The following is a 16,624-nucleotide window of genomic DNA, read 5'->3' on the forward strand; positions in this document are numbered from 1 at the left end:
CTATCGCGGACCGGCGGTGCTATACGGTTGTGCAGCACGTTGTACGGGTGAACAGGAGCGCGGAGCGACGACCGTACCGGATGCCGAGGACCTTACGGCCCGCGCGCGGATCAGAGACGCCGCGATCAAGCACATCGGCGAGCACGGTTTCGAACGGGCGACCATCCGCGACATCGCGGAGAGCGCGGGCGTGTCCCTCGGCCTGGTGCGCCATCACTACGGCTCCAAGCAGGCGCTACGCGAGGCCTGCGACGAGCACCTCATCAAGACGATGCGCCGGCTGCACGCCCGGGCCGAGACCCCGCCCGGCGCGCTCAACCCGGTCGCCGTCATGGGCCCCTACCGGCAATACCTGGCGAGGGCCCTGACGGAGGGGTGGGCGGCGCCCGTGTTCGACGAGATGGTGGCGGCCGGCGAGCGGTGGCTGGCGGCGGCCGACAAGACCCGCCCCGACCCTCCGGACGTGGACCCGAGGTCCCGCTCGGCGCTGATGGCCGCCATGGCGCTGTCGGTCGTCGTCCTCTACGACGACGTCTCGCGCGGCATGGGCGTCGACCTGGCCACACCGGAGGGCGAGGCCAAGCTCCTGCGGGCGATTCTCGACATCTACTCCCATCCCGTGCTCACCCCGGAAGAGGCCGCCGCCACGCGGCAGGTTCTCGACCGCGGCCGGCCCGCCTGAATCCGAGGGCACGTCCCTACGTCTCCCTGGCGGGATGGAGGCGGCACTGTGACCGGCGGGCCGGCTAGCAGGCGCGCGGGCCGAGAATGACGGGCATGCTGCGGGTGCTGTTGCCCAGCAGATTGTCCAACGGGCGCAGCTCCTCGGGCCGGGCCGCGGCCCTGATGGCCGGGAACGCCGCGAACAACGCCTCCAGCGCCACCTCGGCCTCGACCCTGGCCAGGGGCGCGCCGAGGCAGAAGTGCGGCCCGTGCCCGAACGCCAGGTGCGAGGCCGGCGGACGGCTGATGTCGAACCGATCCGCGTCGGGCCCGTACTGGTCGGGATCGCGCCCGGCCGAGGCGAAGCAGGCCAGCACCGGCTCCCCGGCCCGCAGGTGCACGCCGTCGATCTCGACGTCGCGCATGGCGTACCGGAACGGGAAGTAGGCGATCGGCGAGTCCCAGCGCAGCGTCTCCTCCACGGCCGCGCTGAACGGGCACTGGCCCGAGCGCAGCAGATCGACTTGCCCCGGCGCGTTGAGCAGGGCGCCGATGGCGTTGGTGATGAGGTTGACGGTGGTGACGTGCCCGGCGATGAACAGCAGGTCGATGGTGGCGAACAGCTCCGACTCCGACAACCTGCCGCCGTCTTTCTCCCGCAGCCTGATCAGATCGGTGATCAGGTCCTCGCCGGGTGTCTGCCGGCGCTCCTCGATGATCTGGTGGAGCAACGTGTGCAGGGTGCGGCGTACCTCCGGGCCGTCCTCGAGGTCGCTACTGACCTGCGCGACCGCGTCGGTGAGCTCGTGCAGCCTGTCCTGGTGCGCGCGCGGGATGCCGATCATCTCGGAGATCACCTCGCGCGGCAGTGGGTAGGCGAAGTCCCGCCGCAGGTCCACCGGCTCGTCCGGCGGCATCTCCGCGAGCCGGTCGATCAGGTCGCCGGTGATCGCGGCGATCTTGGGTCGCAGCTGCTCGATCCGGCGCGGGCTGAACCCGGCGGCCAGCGGCGCGCGTAGCCGCCGGTGTTCCTCGCCGTCGGCGTTCAGCATGGAGATGTCGGTGACGATGCGGGTGATCGCGGTCCCGGGCGGGGCGCTGCCGCGTTCTGCCGGGTCCCAATAGCGGATCTCCCTGGTCATGTCCGGATGGGTCAGCACGGACAGCAGGGTCGCGTACCGGGTGGCGGCCCAGGCATCCACGCCCTCGGCCGTCACGGGCACGAGCGGCCCGGCCTGCCGCAGCCGCTCGTTGTCGGCGTGCAGGTCGCGGGTCGCCGGGTCGATGACGAAGCGGATCAGCTCGGTCATGGGTCAGCCCGTCCGTTGCCGGCCGACCGACAGCGCGGCCACGTCGATGCCGGGGTCCTGGTCGAGGTAGAGGTCGCGGACCAGCTCGCCGGCGGCCGGCGCGTTGCACAGGCCGTGGCCGGAGAACCCGGTCGCGTACAGGAACGCCGGAGGCCCCGGCTGGTGACCAATGAAGGCCGTCCGGTCCGGGCTGGCGTCCCGCAGGCCGGTGACGGCCGTGTGCAGGGGCACGCCGGCCAGACTCGGGTACGTCACCGCGAGCTGGGCGGCCACGCCGCGCCGCCAGGCCTCCCGGTCGGGGCCCGGATAGCCCATGCCGATGAGCAGGCGTTCGCCGCGGACCCGTACCAGCAGGCCGCTGGCGGCGTGCAGGGTGACCGGGATGTTCGGCGTGCCAGGCGGCAGCGGGTCGGTGACCAGCAGCTCCTGCTCGGTCGGCTCCATCAGCGGCAGGTCCACGCCCGCGCAGCGCACGAGCGAGGCCGACCACGCGCCGGCGGCGCACACGATCGCGTCGGCGGTGATCTCGCCGTCCGCCGTGAACACCCGGCCGCCCAGCGTGTCGAGCCCGGTGACCGGGCAGCCGGTGCGCAGCGTGGCGCCCGCCCGCTGGGCGGCGTCGGCGTAGGCGTTGACGATGGCGGTGGTGTCGGAGACGTAGGCCTGCGGCGAGTAGGCGGCGGCCAGCAGCGGCAGGTCGCCGATGAGCGGATTGCGCTCCCTGGCCTCCTCCACGCTGATCAGGCCCACGTCCACGCCGGCGTCCAGCTGGCCAGGCAGGTCGGCCTCGAAGGCCGTCACCTGCTCGGGCTCGCTGAACAACACCAGGTAGCCCACCTGCCGCAGCGGCAGAGAGGCGCCCGGCCTGGCCGGGAACGCGCGGTAGGCGTCGAGGCTGCGCACGGCCAGCGCCGAGCTGACGGCGTTGCCGGCGAAGTACGACCGGACCACATCGGCGGTGGCCCGCGAGGCGCCGGAGCCGAGCGCGCCGCGTTCCAGCAGCATGGTCTCGACGCCGGCCTCCGCGAGGTGGAAGGCGATCGACAGCCCGATCACGCCGCCGCCGATCACCGCCACACGTGTGTCACTCATGCGCCCTCCTTCGTCGGTCGCATGAGCGACAGTCAGCTGTGTTGATTGGTCGTTCGCTTCGCTCACTCATGCGCCCTCCTTCGTCGGGTCGCATGAGCGACGGTCGGCTGTGTTGATTGGTCGTTCGCTTCGCTCACTCATGCGCCCTCCTTCGTCGGGTCGCATGAGCGACGGTCGGCTGTGTTGATTGGTCGTTCGCTTCGCTCACTCATACCGTCGCCTCCACGCGGCGCAGGCGGTCGCCGGCGTGCCACGGGAACAGGTGCAGGTTCCAGCCGCCCAGGCAGTTGCAGTAGAGCGCCATGTGGGCCATGGCCGAGATGTAGTCGGCATGGCTGTTGAGGCGCTCCAGGCCGTCCATGAGCCGCCTGGTGAAGCCCCAGAGCGTGTCCAGGCCGCAGTAGCCGAGGAACTCCGCCGGGGTGTGGGCGAGCTGATGGGTCATCTGGCGCAGCCACGGCAGCGGCATGCCGTCCAGGGCGGCGCGCACGAGACCGCCGTAGCAGCTGTAGCCGAGCGGGCGGGTCTCGCCGTTGACGAACAGCAGCGTGGTCAGGACGGTGTCGTAGCTGCCGGCCTGCGACGGGATCCGGCCCGCGTGCAGGTCGACCAGCTCGCGCGGCGGGCGGAGCCAGATGCGCTCGGTCTCGGCGTGCACGTCGGCGATCAGGTCGTTGAGCTGCGGGTCGCCGACGGGCAGCCGGGGCAGATCATGGCCGCCCGGCTCGCCGGCCCGGCGCACCTCGGCGATGATCGGCTCCTTGGTGGTGTAGACGGACTGCCACACCTCGCGGCCGGCCTCGACGAGAGCGTCGAGATCCTCCGGGACGACCTGGCCGATGGGCGTGGCGGTCATGGGTTCCGTCAGCTCGCCGTACTTGATGCCGAGATGCTGCAGCCGCGAGCAGAACAGCGTCCCGTCAGGCACGGTGCGCCGGTCCACGCGGTACGCCGCGGGCGCGTGCAGCAGCGAATGGACCGGTGCGACGTGGTACAGGTGATGGCCTGCGACCAGGGCGTGGCCTTGCAGGCTGCGGTATGGCAACGCGTCCCAGAAGCACTGGGCCAGGGCCGGGTTGCGCTGGTCGAGTTCGGCCGCCACGGTGATCCCGAGGGCGGGCCAGGCTATTTCCACACGCTTCGAGTCGTTCACAATTCGTCACTCTAACGTCACGCTTTGTGGTGATTCGGGCGGGGGTGGGCGCTTTACCGGGTCATGACTGCGCCTGGGCGATTGAGCAAGGTCCAGCTCCGGTCGTCGCCCCAAGCCGCAGCCCGGCCAGGCGGGGATAAGCCGGCGCAGCTGAGCGACGCGTTCCTCGGTCAGCGTCGTCTGGCGGTCGTGGACCACGGAGACGGGCCGGCCGCCGCGGCCCCAGTGGGCGACGGCGTGCGGGATGCCGGGGGCTGAGCGGGTCGAGCGACGGGAACGGTGGTTTACGGTGACGGCGACGCCCTGCCCAGGATCGGCGCCCACAGCGGCTACTGGCACGACGAGGCCATGTGGGACTCCCTGGACCCTGATCCGCCCGGCCCCTTGATCCCCCGGTCCTGGCCCGCTTGGGCCCTCGCCCGCTTGGGCGTGACGCTGCGGAAGCGCACACTGGTCGGTCGTGCCGGTGCGGGGCCCGCCTTCCGGCCGCCTCTCGCGCGCTGCTCGGCCCGCGTGGGCGGGACCTCCGGCAGGCGGCTGTTAGGGGGCGGGGGCGCCGGGTAGCCGACCTGCTCGAAGGCGATGATGAGGGGTAGATCGCTATGCGCGCGAAAAATGCTGACATGAGAGCCAGGGGGCGGCAGACGCACCTGGCGGGGAGAGCGGCCGCCGCCGGGCTGGGCTTCTGTGTAGGAGCCACGGTCGCGTACCTGTTCGATCCGGCACGGGGACGCTCGCGCCGGGCCAAGGGCCGCGACAAGGCGGCCCACGCGACCCATGAGCTGCGCGACAGCCTGGGTGTCCTCAGCCGGGACATGGCCAATCGCAGCAAGGGCTCGGCCGCCGCCGTACGCTACCGCGTCGCCGGCCGGTCGGCCGACGACCGCGTGCTCTACGAGCGCGTACGAGCGGAGCTGGGCCGCCACGTCAGCTACCCGCACGCGGTGGAGGTCCACGTCCAAGACCGCGTCGTGAGGCTCGACGGCGACGTCCTCGACACCGAGGACGAGCGCACCAGGCGGGCGATCCGGCACATCCCCGGCGTCAAAGGCGTCGACGCGCAATGGTCCACATACCGTGACGCGGCGGAGTCACCGCGGCTCCAAGGCGCGGGCAGGCGTCGCGAGCCGGTGCCCGAGCTGCTGCAGCAACAGTGGTCGCCGACCGCCAGGTTCCTGGCCGGTACGGCCGCCGCCGGCATGATCACATTGCCGGGCGGGCTGCCGCGCCCCGTCGCCTGGGCCATCCGCGGCGCAGGCGCGCTGCTGGCCGCCCGCGCGGCGACGAACCTGCCACTTCGGCGCCTGACCGGGCTCAAAGCCGGCCGGCACGCCATCGACATCACCGAGGGCATCTCGATCGACGCGCCAGCCGCGACCGTGTGGGCGCTGGTGAGCGACTACTCGGTCTTCCCCCGCTTCATGCCGGACGTGCTCGAGGTACGCCGCTCCGAAGACGGCCGGACGTCCCACTGGACGATCAGCGGGCCCGTCGGGACGCCGATCCGGTTCGACGCCACCGAGACCCGGCGCGAAGAGGGCCGGGAGATCGCGTGGCAGTCGGTCGAAGGCGAACTCATCGCCCACACCGGCTCCCTGAGCCTGGTCGAGCAGGGCGACGGCAGGACCCGTGTCCAGGTGTGGCTCGCCTACAACCCGGTGGTGGGCGCCGCCGGCCACGCCGTGGCGCGGCTGCTCGGCGCGAACCCCGCCCGCAAGCTGCGCCAGGACCTGATGCGGCTGCGGTCCTACGCCGAGAGCCGGCGGCAACCAGCCGGCTCGCCAGATGCCTCACGACGTCCGACAATGACGACCCGTCCGTGACGGTCGCGCGCTGCCGTGCTCGTGCAGGCGCGGCCCTCCTCACCCGCCCGGCCTCTCCGCCTTGGGCGACCCGCTGGAGGTGGGGGACGCCGAGGGTGATGCCGTAGACGGTGAAGGGTGTAATACGGATCTAAGCGATCAGCCCGCACCCGTACGGAGGCTCCATGTCCGACCGTAAGGCCCGGCTGCCCGGGCTGCTGCCCGAGGACCTGAATGAGGAGCAGGCCGAGGTCTACCGCGCCATCGCGGGGGGTCCGCGGGCGGCAGGGCCGCAGGTGTTTGCGCTCACCGACGCACAAGGGCGGCTGCGGGGACCGTTCAACGCGATGTTGCTGAGCCCGCCCGTCGGCCTGGCACTGCAGGCGTTGGGCACGGCGGTCCGCTACGGCTCGGTCCTGACCGGCCGGATCAGGGAGATGGCGATCCTGACCGTGGCCGCGCACTGGGGCAGCGAGTTCGAACGTGAGGCGCACGAGGCGGTGAGCCGGACCTGCGGCCTCACGGAGGCCGAGCTGACCGCGCTACGCCAGGGCCGGCCGCCCGCCCTGGACGACCCCGCCGAGCAGGCCGCCGTGCGGGCCACCGCGGCGTTGGCTGCCGCGGGCGAGCTGACCGACGAGGAGTATGCCGGCGCGGTGGCGGCGCTGGGGGAGCGGGGCCTGTTCGAACTGACTGCGCTGGTCGGCTACTACGGCACGCTGGCCATGCAGCTGAGGGTTTTCGCGGGCGAGCACAACGACGGAACCGGCATGGAGTGAAGGAAGGTTCCCCTCCGACCTGACGACGCGGTCGGCTGGGCGGTGGGGGTCACGGTTCGATGCTGGCGTTGAAGTGGGCCAGGCCCGCGGCGAACGAGGCGAGCTCCTGCGGGGTCCAGTCCTTCAACACCGTCGCCAGGCCGCCGAGCCGGAAGTCGCGCTCCGCCGCCACCCGCCGCAGCCCTTCCTCGGTGATGCGGAGCTTGCGTGCCATGCCGCCCTCCGGGTCGGGGATGCGCTCGGCGAGGCCGCCGCGCAGCAGCACGGCCGTCTGCCGGTTGACGGTGGAGGTGTCGAGCGCGAACGCCTGCGCGAGCTGGCCGATGGACATCGGCCCCTCGGCGTCGAGCCGCCTGAGCAGGATGTAGCTGCTGCGTTCGAGCCGTTGCTCCGCGGAGCCCCCGGGGGTCGCCAGCTCCTTGAAGCGGCCGATGAGCATGAGCTCGCGCTCGATGTCGGCGATCTCCTTGCGCACGAAAGCCTCCCCGTCGGCCGTCAGAACAGCCCTCCTCACCACCATGTGTATGGTACACACCACGTGCGCCATGCGTGCGAACGCGTTCTGGGTCACCACCGCCGGCCGCCGCGCTGCCGCACACCGCATCACCGGCGAAATCACCGGCCTCGACCAGCAGGTCCGCACACACAAGTAGGCCGCAGCCCGCGCCGCCGTCCCCTGGGCCGGCCGGTCGCCGTCGAGCCGGCCGGTCGCCGGGCCGAGCGCGTCCCCCGCCGATCACGCCGCCGGGTGGTAGGAGGCGGCAGGCGAGCCCGCCAGGACGTCGCGGTAGTGGCCGAGCAGCTCCTCGCAAATGCTCGCCCAGTCGCGCTCACGCACGGACTCCCTGGCCTGCCGCGCCATGCGGTCGCGCAGATCGGGGTCCGCGGCGAGCGCGGCGACGGCGGCGCGTAGCGCTGCGGGCTCGCCGTGCGGGTAAAGCAGGCCGTTGGCGCCGGGTTCGACGAGGTCGAGCGGCCCGCCCGCATCCGGTGCGACAACGGGCACGCCGGACGCGAGCGCTTCCTGCACGGCCTGGCAGAACGTCTCGCTGCTGCCGGTGTGCACGAAGACGTCGAGTGAGGCGAGGACGCGCGCCAACTCGGCCCCGATACGCAGGCCGAAGAACTCCGCGTGCGGCAGCAGCCGCCGCAGCCGCCCCTCCAGAGGACCCGCTCCCACGACGGCGAGCCGGACTCCCGGCAGGTCGGCCAGCGCGGCGAGCAGCTGGGGCTGCTTCTCGGCGGCCAGGCGGCCCGCGTAGCCGACGATGGTCTCGCCGCCCGGGGCGAGCCGATCGCGCAAGCGCCGGCAGCGGTGGCCGGGATGGAAGAGCCCGAGGTCGACGCCGCGCCCCCACAGGGCCAGCCGCGGGATGCCGCGCCCGGCCAGCTCGTGCAGGGTCGGTGTCGACGGAGCGAGGGTACGGGTGGCGCCGCGGTGGAGACGGCGCAGCCAGGACCAGATGATCGGGTCGCCGCCGCGGATGCCGTATTGGCGGGCGAACCCCGCCAGGTCGGTCTGGAACACGGCGACGGTCGGCACGCCGAGCCGGCGTGCGGCGGCCAGCCCGGCCCCGCCGAGCACCGCAGGCGAGGCGAGGTGGACGAGGTCGGGCTTGAACCCGGCCAGCGTACGAGCGATGCCCCGGCCGGGCAGGCCGACCCTGACGGAGCGGTAGAACGGCAGCGTGAGGCTGGGGGCTGCGTGGACGGGGAAGCCGGCGTAGTCGAAGGGAGCGGGATCCGGGGCGATCACCAGGGCGTCGTGCCCGGTGGCGGCCAGATGGTCAAGGATGCGGCACACCGAGTTCGTGACCCCGTTCACCTGGGGCAGGAACGACTCGGCCACGATGGCGACCCTCATGTCCTGTTTCATCCCTTCCCAGAGCGACGTGCAGGTCACCGGCAGCCGCCCGTAAGGCGAATTCCCGTCAACCCCATCCCCGTCAACCTGCGCCCAGAGCTCCCGCGCGACGAGGCCGGTCACGATCGTGTGTCGTTCACCCCGGCCAGCACGGTGGTGACGGACGGGCGCACCGCCAGAGCGCGCGGCAACTGGTCGCGTACCACATCGCGGATGCGGGCGCCGTGGGGCGATGCGGATCATCGTGTTCCCGCCTCCGTGTCGATGAGCCCGTGCGCGCGGAGGAAGCCCTGGACCGCCGCGGGCCAGCCGTACCGCTCGGCCTGGGCGCGGGCCGCCCCGTGCGGGCTCCGGCGTGCCGGGTCGGACAGGAGCGCCTCGATCGCGTCCGCGTATGCCGCCGGGTCGTCGCCTACCGCCGCCCCCGCCGGGCCGATCACCTCGGGCAGAGCGCTGTCGCGTGCCACGACGACCGGGGTCCCGCTGGCCAGCGCCTCCAGCGCGGCCAGGCCGAACGTCTCGACCGGGCCGGGTGCGATGGCCACGTCCGCGGTCGCGAGCAGCGCGGCCAGTTCGCCGCGGCCGGCGACGTGGCCGAGGAAACGCACCGGCAGCCCCTCGGCCTGGCGCTCGAGCCTGGGCCGCAGCGGACCGTCGCCGGCGACCACGAGCACCGCGGGCAGGCCCCGGCGGCGCAGCTCGGCCAGCGCGTGGATGGAGCGGTCCGGTCTTTTCTCCGGGGACAGACGGCCGCAGTGCACCAGCAGCGGCCGGCCCGTGGCCGCCAGGCGGGCGCGCAGCCCCGGGTCGTAGTGTTCCGGGCCGAACGTGGCCAGGTCCACCCCGAGCGGTACCCGGACCAGGTTCGGCACGCCCAGCCTGGTGAACTCGGCCGCGGCCCACCCGGTCGTGCACACCACGGTGTCGAACGCGGCCGCCGTGGCGCGGTTCAGCGGGCCGGCGAGCCGGTCGAGAGGGCCGTACAGGCGCAGCAGCGCGGACAGGCTCTCGTGCGACACCATGACCGAGCGCACGCCCGCGGCCCGCGCCCACGCGCCCGTCCACCGCAGCGTGGTGCGGTCGGACACCTCCAGCCGGTCGGGCGCCAGCTCCTCCAGCAGCCTGCACAGCCGTCGCCGGCCGGTGATGACCCGGTAGCCGCCGAGTCCGGGCACCACGGGGCCGGGCAGGGTGATCATCCGCCCGGCGGGGGTGACCTCGTCGCCGGCCGTCTCGCCCGGGATGATCAGCACGGGCTCGTGTCCCGCCGCCGCGTATCCGGCGCCGAGCTCATTCAGGGCGGTCCGTAAGCCGCCCGACGTAGGAGTGACGAAGTTCGCTAACCGCACGATACGCACACCAGGTATGTGCCTGGGGGCGCGTCCCATCGCGCTAATTCGGCATGAACCTGTCCATAATTCCGTTCAACGGACGCTCCGCGGCCTTGTCGAAGACCAGCGCCGCCGCCACCGCGAACAGCGCGATCGGCCACGCCACCGGGCCCAGCGGTCTCGAGCCGAAGAAATGGCTGACGCCGGGCGTCTGGACGATCGCGACCAGCGCCGCCGCCGAGCCGAGTGCGCTGAACAGCACGGTCCGGTCCCGTCCCCCGGTCTGCACCGTCTGGGCCAGCTGGGTGCCGACCAGGGCGACTAGCCCGACCGTACGCGCTCGCGCCGCCGTGCCGGTGAACCTGGCCAGCGTCCAGCCGAGCCCCGCGCCGACCGAGGTGACCACGGCGCGCCGGACGATGTCCCGCGTGAGCGCGTGCCCCAGCGAGCTCTCCGGACCCTCCTGCAGCAGGTTCGCCGCCTCCTCGGGCGAAGGGGCGCGTAGCGCGATGGCCAGCGCGGGCGCCAGGTCCGTGAGCATGTTGACCAGCAGCAGCTGGCGGGCCGACAGCGGGGAGTCGCCCGACGTGAGCCCGCCGATCAGGGTGAAGCCGATCTCGCCCAGATTGCCGCCCACCAGGATGGCCAGCGCCTCGCGGACCGAGGCCCACATGGCGCGGCCCTCGGCCAGCGCCGAGACGATGGTCTCCAGCCGGTCGTCGCTCACGATCATGTCGGCGGCGGCCCGCGCCGCCGGGGTTCCGGTGAGGCCCAGCGCGATGCCGACGTCGGCGAGCCGGATCCCGGCGGCGTCGTTCGCGCCGTCGCCGGTCATCGCCACCACCTTGCCGATTCGCTGGAACGAGCGCACGACCCGGACCTTCTGCTCTGGCGTGCACCGAGCCACCACGTCGATGGCCGGCAGCCGCTCGTCCAGCCCCGCGTCGTCCAGCTCGTCCAGCTCCGCGCCGGTGAGCACGCGCGGCTCAGCCTCGATCAGCTCGGCGGCGATGGCGGCCGCCGTGCTGGGATGGTCCCCGGTGATCATGACGATCTGCACGCCGGCCGCGCGCAGGCGGGTCACGGCAGGGCTGGCGGTGAGCCGTACCACGTCGGCCAGGCCGAGCAGCCCGAGGAAGGTCAGGTCCGTGACGTCGCCGTCGTCGAGCTCGACCAGCCCCGTCGGCCGGCGTTCGGCCACGGCCAGCACACGGTGGCCCGAGGCGGCCAGGCGTTCCACGCGTTGCTCGATGCGGCGCCGCTCCTTGTCGTCAAGGGGCCGGTCCTCGCCGTCCACACGCACCCGGGCGCAGCGCGGCAACACGGTCTCGGGCGCGCCTTTGACGCTGAGTAGCAGCGTCCGGCCGGTCCGGCCGAGGGTGGCGTGGAAACCCCTGGACGGCTCGAACGGCAGCGCCGCCAGCTCACGCCAGCCCCGCGCGCCCGTCTTGCGGCTCACCCCCGCCGCCTTGGCCCCGGTGGAGACGGCCGCGTCGGTCAGGTGGCTGTGCACGCCGTTGCCCTCCCGATGGGGCGTCGCGCGCTGCCCGGCGGCCAGGACCGCGTCGAGATCGCCCAGGTCCGGCGCGGACGCCTCGCGGCGGGCGTCGCTGACGCGGGTCAGCCGGATCTCGCCGGCGGTGAGCGTGCCCGTCTTGTCGAAGCACAGCACCTCCACTCGGCCCAGCGCCTCGATCGTCCGCGGATCGCGTACGTGCACGCCGTGCGCGGACAGACGCCGGGTGGCCGCGAGCTGGGCCGCGCTGACCAGCAGCGGAAGTCCTTCGGGGACGGCGGCCACCGCGAGGTTGACTCCTTCGCCGAGGGCCTGGCGCAGGGGCCGGCCGCGTACCAGCCCGGTCAGCGTCAGCGCCGCCGCCGCGCCGCCGGCGATCGGCGTGGTGGCGCGGGTGATCTGCGCCAGCCGATCGGCCACCCCGCTGCGCGGGGCCCGCTCCTCGGCGGCGGCCAGGGCGCGGCCCGTCTCCGTGGCCTCGCCCACGGCCACCACCACGGCCGTGGCCTTGCCCGCCGCGATCGACGTGCTCTCGTACAGCATGGACCGCCGGTCGGCCACGTCCCTGGCGAAGACCGGCACCGCGTTCTTGGCCACGGGCAGGGACTCGCCGGTCAGCGCCGACTCGTCGGCCTCCAGCCCGTCCGCCGTCACGATCCGGCAGTCGGCGGGCACCACCTGCCCCGCCGAGAGCACCACCACGTCGCCGGGCACCAGGTTGCGGGCGTCGACCTCGTGTTCCTCGCCGTCATGCAGGACCCGCGCGCGCACGCGTACGTGTCCGGCCAGCTCGGCCAGCGTCCGGGCGGTGGCCAGCCGCTGCACGCCGCCGGCCAGCGCCGACAGCCCGACCACGCTGGACACCAGGGCGGCGTCCACGAGCGAGCCCACCGCGGCCGAGCCCACCGCGCCGGCCGCGAGCACCGGCGTGAACGGGTTGGCCAGCTCCGCCGCCGTCTCGCGCAGCAGCGAGAGCCGCGCGCCTGCGGCGGCGGGGACCGGTGTCCGCCTGCGGGCCGCCTCCGCGGGGCTCAGCCCGCCGGGGCCGGTGTCCAGCTCGCGCAGCACCGTCTCGACCGGCATCGCGTGCCACGGCCGCGGGTCGGCAGGGGCGAGGACAGGCGTCTGCGTGGTACGCCAGGCGCGCCAGGCACCGTGGCCCATCGACAGGCAGGTCGCGACCTGCGTCGCCGTCAAGGCGTTGACCGCGGAGGTCCGGGCGGGGGAGGTGAGGGCGAACAACGCGCCGACGCCGGTTCCACCGCGGGCCAGCGTCACCCCGCCGGCGGACACGTCGCGTGCCGCCGGGACGGCCGCGATCAGCGGGACCAAGGGCCGCAGATCGTCGCCCAGCAGCAGATGGGCGCCCCACGGAGGCGGGCTGTCGGCCATCCCCGCCCCGCAGTCGGCCTGGGCCAGGGCGCGCGGGTCCGAGGACACCAGCAACACCCCCGCCCCGTCGGCCTGCAGCCGCCGCACCTGTTCGGCGTCCACGCCCGGCCGCACGATCACGCCTAGCCCGGCCTTGCGAGCGGCGGCGACCGCGGCCTCCGCGTCCGGAGAGCGCTGCCGTACCGTCTCGGCCGTCGCCTGCCGCTCGCCGTCCCGGGTCAAGGTCAGCTTCGCGCCGCGAGCCTCCAGCCGCCACGGCCCGTCCTCCTGCGCGGCCGCCGGCCGGTCGGGGTCGAACAGCCGGTAGAGCCACGTGGCGACCTGCTCGTGGTCGGCGCCTGCGGCCGGCTTCACCTCGCCCACCGCGCTGCGCGGCGACAGCAGCACGTCCTCGTCGAACACCACCGTGTCGATCCGGTCGAGCCGCCGCAGCGCGTCCCGGTCGGCGATCAGCACGCCCCGGCGCGACAACACGAAACCCAGCTCGGCCGCGAACGTCTCCCGCCCCGCGAACGCCGGCTTGGGTGTGCAGATCATCGCCGTCTGCAGGCCGCGCCGGGCGTTCATGCTCATCAACGCGCCGACCAGGCCGCCGAGCGGCGCGCCGGCGAGCAGCTGGTCGGCGTAGCGCTCGGCCGGGCCGGACGGCAACGGGACGGGCCGCTCCGCAGGGATCTCGGAGGCGGCGGCCTGCTCCGGCGTCCCTAGCAGACGCTCCTGGACGGCCTCCCACGCGCTGTCCACGGCGTGGTTCTCCCTCACCTGTACCATGCGCTGGGCCACGTCGACCACCAGCCCGGTCATGCCCGGCGCCAGCCCCTTCGCGGCGGCGCTCGCCACGGGCAGCCACGTCTTCAGCTCGGGCAGGAGGAGGGCATCGCTGATCGCCTCCCGCAGCCGCGGCAGGTTGTCCACCAGCGACACCAGGCCGGGGACCTCCGCGGGCAGCGGCGTGTGGCGGATCACGGTCTCCACGACGGTCGCCACGATGCCGCCCAGGTCCGTCGCGAGAATCAGTCCGGGCGGGGGTTCGGCGGCCACCCGCGACTCGCTCTTGGACTCCGCCTCGTCGAGCGCCCTCATCAGCTCGCCGGTGTCGGCGGGCGGGTCGTCCAGCGCGACGATGGCGCGCCGCAGCGGCACGTTCGCCCGCGCCCACCGCACCCCCGGGACCGCCTGCAGCCTGCTCTCGATCTCGGCCTCCAGGACCGGCTCGCGCAGCAGCTCCAGATGGATGCGGCCCGGATATGTCCAGGTGGAGCGCCCGCCGAGAGCGCCGACCGCGTCCGTCAAACGGTGCAGGGTACGAGTGAGGTGTCCGAGCATGGGTGTCCCCGTACCCCGCCAGCCGGGATCAGTCGGCGCCGCTGATTAAATCTCCATGAACAACGCCTTTACCGCACGCCCCGGCAGCACGCTACGGGCCCACGCGGAAGTCGATCACGGGTGGCCGGAGGCGGGCACTACAGTGAAAGGCGTGGTCACGCGTACGAGCTCCGGCGGACGTCGCCAATTCCTCACCCGCGCGATCGTCGTGGCCGCGGGCCGGCGAGTGGCCGAGTCGGAAGGCGTCGGCGGGCTGACCATCCGGCGGGTCGCGGCCGAGCTGGGCGCCGCCCCGATGGCGATCTACCGGCACGTCGCCGACAAACAGGCGCTCATCCTCGCGTTGCTCGAGGACGTGGCCGAAGGGTTGCCACCGCTGCCGGGCGAGGAGGGGACCCCGCGGGAGCGGCTGGTGGCCGCCTTCGCCGCCGTGGACGCCTACCTCGCCCAGCACGCCTGGGTCGTGGAGATCCTGCGCCAGGGCGAGCAGTTCGCGCCGCGCGCCGCCGCCCTGTTCACCTGGACCCTGGACCGCTTCGCCGAGCTGGGACAGGACGACCGCCAGGGGACCGACGGGTACGCCGCGCTGTGGTGGTACGTCCTCGGCCACCTGTCCTACCTGCCTGGCGTGGCGCCCGAGCGGCGCGCCGCTCGCGAGCAGCTGCTCGCCTCCTCGGTCGACGACCCCGAGCGGGTCCGCCGCGCGCTGCGTTCCTTCGATCACGAGGCCGCCTTCCTGCACGGGCTCCGCGCCCTCGTGGACGCGCTGGCGGCCCGCTGAGCCCATCGCTCCCGGACTTGTATTTAGGTTTGCCTAATTTCTGTGTACTTTGTACGCATGACTCAGTCTCCAAAGGCCGGGTGGACCCTGGCCGTGGTCTGCCTGGCCGCGGTTCTGCTCACCCTGGACATCACGATCGTCAACGTCGCGCTCCCCGAGATCGCGGGTGAGCTGTCGGCCGGCCTGGACGGCCTGCAGTGGGCCATCAACGGCTACACGCTCGCGTTCGCCGCCCTGCTGCTCACCGCGGGATCGGTCTCCGACCGCGTCGGCCGCCGCGCGATCTTCACGGCCGGGGTCGCGGTGTTCACCGCCGCCTCCGCGGCCTGCGGGGCGGCCTGGAGCCCGGGTGCCCTGACGGCCTTCCGCATCGCGCAGGGCATCGGCGGCGCGATGGTCATGGGCACCGCGATGGCGCTCATCGCCGGCGCCTACCCGGCGGGCCGCGCCCGGCAGGGCGCGATCGGTGCGTTCTCCGCCGCGGGCGGCGCGGCCGCCGGGCTGGGGCCGCTGGTCGGCGGCCTGATGGTGGACACGCTCGGCTGGCGGTGGATCTTCTGGATCAACCTGCCCGTGGGGGCGATCCTGCTGGCCGGGGCACTGCTGCGGCTGCGCGAGCCGGCCAGGGAGGCGCCCGCGGGCCGGGTCGACGTGGCCGGCGCGGTGCTGGCCGTCGCCATGCTCTTCGCGCTCAACTACGCGCTCATCGCCGGTCCCGGCCAGGGCTGGGGCTCGCTCAGGGTGCTGGCCGCGCTGGTCGCGGGCCTGCTGCTGCTCGGCCTGTTCGTCGCGGTGCAGGCCCGCCGCCCGTACGCCGTGCTGGACGTGCGGTTGTTCCGGATGCCGTCGTTCACCGGCGCGGTGCTGCTGACGTTCTTGGCCAGGATCACCAGTTTCGGCATCCTGCCGTACCTGATCCTTTGGCTGGAGGGCATGCTCGGCCATTCGCCGCTGGAGACCGGACTGCGGCTGCTGGCCCTGACCGTGCCCATCCTGATCGTCGCCCCGCTGGCCGGGCGGTTGGGGGAGAAGATCCCCGCGTCCCAGCTGATGGCAGGGGGCTTCGCGCTGATCGCGGTCGCCTTCCTCCTCATGGCCAGGGTGGGGCCGGACAGCTCCTGGCTCGTCGCGTTCCCCGGCTTCGTGCTGCTCGGCGTCGGCGGGGCTCTGGCCTTCCCGCCGCTGATGGGCGTGACGCTCGACGTCGTGCCCCGCGAACGGGCAGGCATGGCCTCCGGCCTGTCCAACACGTTCTTCCCGCTGGGCACGGCCACCGGTGTGGCCGCGTTCGGGGCGATCTTCACGACCCGGATCGGGGCCGAGCTCCCCGGGCAGGCCGCGGTAGTGGCCGGCGGCCGGTTCGACCTGGTGAGCCAGTCCGCGCAGGAGGCGGCCAGGAACGCCTTCACCGGCGCGCTGGCCACCACCTGCCTGGTTGCCGCCGCCGCCGGGCTGGCCGGCGTGGCGATCTCGCTGCTGCTCATCCGGGCACGCGACACCCGGCCCGTACCCGTGGGGTGAGACCTAGGGAAAGCCCTAGGGCGGCTCCCGAGGCGGCCGCCGGTCATTCCGTGTCAGCCTGCTGGGATCCGATGCGCGCGGTCGCAGGGGCCCA

General features: G+C 73.5%; 13 protein-coding genes. 6 read left to right on the plus strand and 7 right to left on the minus strand.

Annotated elements, in window-relative coordinates; all coding sequences use genetic code 11:
* The first annotated feature begins 16 nt into the window (after window positions 1-16).
* On the plus strand, window positions 17-682 hold the full coding sequence (locus ACTWPT_RS50680; protein ID WP_443184748.1) for a TetR/AcrR family transcriptional regulator: 666 nt from the start codon (window positions 17-19) through the stop codon (window positions 680-682).
* A gap of 64 nt (window positions 683-746) precedes the next feature.
* On the opposite strand, the gene ACTWPT_RS50685 is transcribed toward ACTWPT_RS50680, so the two are convergent.
* The 3 genes from ACTWPT_RS50685 to ACTWPT_RS50695 form a co-directional block, all read right to left on the minus strand.
* Window positions 747-1,973 carry a cytochrome P450 family protein gene (locus ACTWPT_RS50685; RefSeq protein ID WP_443184749.1) on the minus strand — a complete coding sequence of 409 codons (1,227 nt, stop codon included), beginning with the start codon at window positions 1,971-1,973 and terminating at the stop codon, window positions 747-749.
* A gap of 3 nt (window positions 1,974-1,976) precedes the next feature.
* Window positions 1,977-3,065 carry an NAD(P)/FAD-dependent oxidoreductase gene (locus tag ACTWPT_RS50690; RefSeq protein WP_443184750.1) on the minus strand — a complete coding sequence of 363 codons (1,089 nt, stop codon included), beginning with the start codon at window positions 3,063-3,065 and terminating at the stop codon, window positions 1,977-1,979.
* A gap of 208 nt (window positions 3,066-3,273) precedes the next feature.
* Entirely contained in the window at window positions 3,274-4,218 is a 945-nt protein-coding gene (locus ACTWPT_RS50695) for a cucumopine synthase-related protein (protein ID WP_443184751.1), read from the minus strand.
* A gap of 279 nt (window positions 4,219-4,497) precedes the next feature.
* Between ACTWPT_RS50695 and ACTWPT_RS50700 the strand changes: the two genes are divergently transcribed.
* The 3 genes from ACTWPT_RS50700 to ACTWPT_RS50710 all read left to right on the plus strand — a co-directional run bounded on the left by ACTWPT_RS50700 (window position 4,498) and on the right by ACTWPT_RS50710 (window position 6,799).
* Window positions 4,498-4,782, plus strand: coding sequence for a hypothetical protein (locus tag ACTWPT_RS50700; protein ID WP_443184752.1), 285 nt, complete (start codon window positions 4,498-4,500; stop codon window positions 4,780-4,782).
* A 59-nt stretch (window positions 4,783-4,841) separates the two neighbouring features.
* Window positions 4,842-6,041 carry an SRPBCC family protein gene (locus ACTWPT_RS50705; protein ID WP_443184753.1) on the plus strand — a complete coding sequence of 400 codons (1,200 nt, stop codon included), beginning with the start codon at window positions 4,842-4,844 and terminating at the stop codon, window positions 6,039-6,041.
* 164 nt (window positions 6,042-6,205) lie between these two features.
* Window positions 6,206-6,799, plus strand: a complete 594-nt coding sequence (locus ACTWPT_RS50710) for a carboxymuconolactone decarboxylase family protein (RefSeq protein ID WP_443184754.1) — start codon at window positions 6,206-6,208, stop codon at window positions 6,797-6,799.
* A gap of 49 nt (window positions 6,800-6,848) precedes the next feature.
* Here the strand turns inward: ACTWPT_RS50710 and ACTWPT_RS50715 are convergent, their stop codons facing one another.
* The 4 genes from ACTWPT_RS50715 to ACTWPT_RS50730 all read right to left on the minus strand — a co-directional run bounded on the left by ACTWPT_RS50715 (window position 6,849) and on the right by ACTWPT_RS50730 (window position 14,195).
* A complete protein-coding gene (locus ACTWPT_RS50715) occupies window positions 6,849-7,313 on the minus strand; it encodes a MarR family winged helix-turn-helix transcriptional regulator (protein ID WP_443184755.1) in 465 nt (154 codons plus the stop codon).
* Window positions 7,314-7,535: 222 nt separating this feature from the next.
* On the minus strand, window positions 7,536-8,663 hold the full coding sequence (locus ACTWPT_RS50720) for a glycosyltransferase family 4 protein (protein ID WP_443184756.1): 1,128 nt from the start codon (window positions 8,661-8,663) through the stop codon (window positions 7,536-7,538).
* A gap of 239 nt (window positions 8,664-8,902) precedes the next feature.
* A complete protein-coding gene (locus ACTWPT_RS50725; RefSeq protein ID WP_443184757.1) occupies window positions 8,903-10,012 on the minus strand; it encodes a glycosyltransferase in 1,110 nt (369 codons plus the stop codon).
* Window positions 10,013-10,055: 43 nt separating this feature from the next.
* Complete coding sequence (locus ACTWPT_RS50730) at window positions 10,056-14,195, minus strand: HAD-IC family P-type ATPase (RefSeq protein ID WP_443184758.1); 4,140 nt, start codon at window positions 14,193-14,195, stop codon at window positions 10,056-10,058.
* A 184-nt stretch (window positions 14,196-14,379) separates the two neighbouring features.
* Here ACTWPT_RS50730 and ACTWPT_RS50735 point away from each other — a divergent pair, with 184 nt between their 5' ends.
* A complete protein-coding gene (locus tag ACTWPT_RS50735) occupies window positions 14,380-15,009 on the plus strand; it encodes a TetR/AcrR family transcriptional regulator (RefSeq protein ID WP_443184759.1) in 630 nt (209 codons plus the stop codon).
* 57 nt (window positions 15,010-15,066) lie between these two features.
* Window positions 15,067-16,530, plus strand: coding sequence for an MFS transporter (locus tag ACTWPT_RS50740; RefSeq protein WP_443184760.1), 1,464 nt, complete (start codon window positions 15,067-15,069; stop codon window positions 16,528-16,530).
* Window positions 16,531-16,624: the final 94 nt, after the last annotated feature.

It is taken from the genome of Nonomuraea sp. 3N208 (assembly GCF_052245935.1).
In the GTDB taxonomy this organism is placed as follows: domain Bacteria; phylum Actinomycetota; class Actinomycetes; order Streptosporangiales; family Streptosporangiaceae; genus Nonomuraea.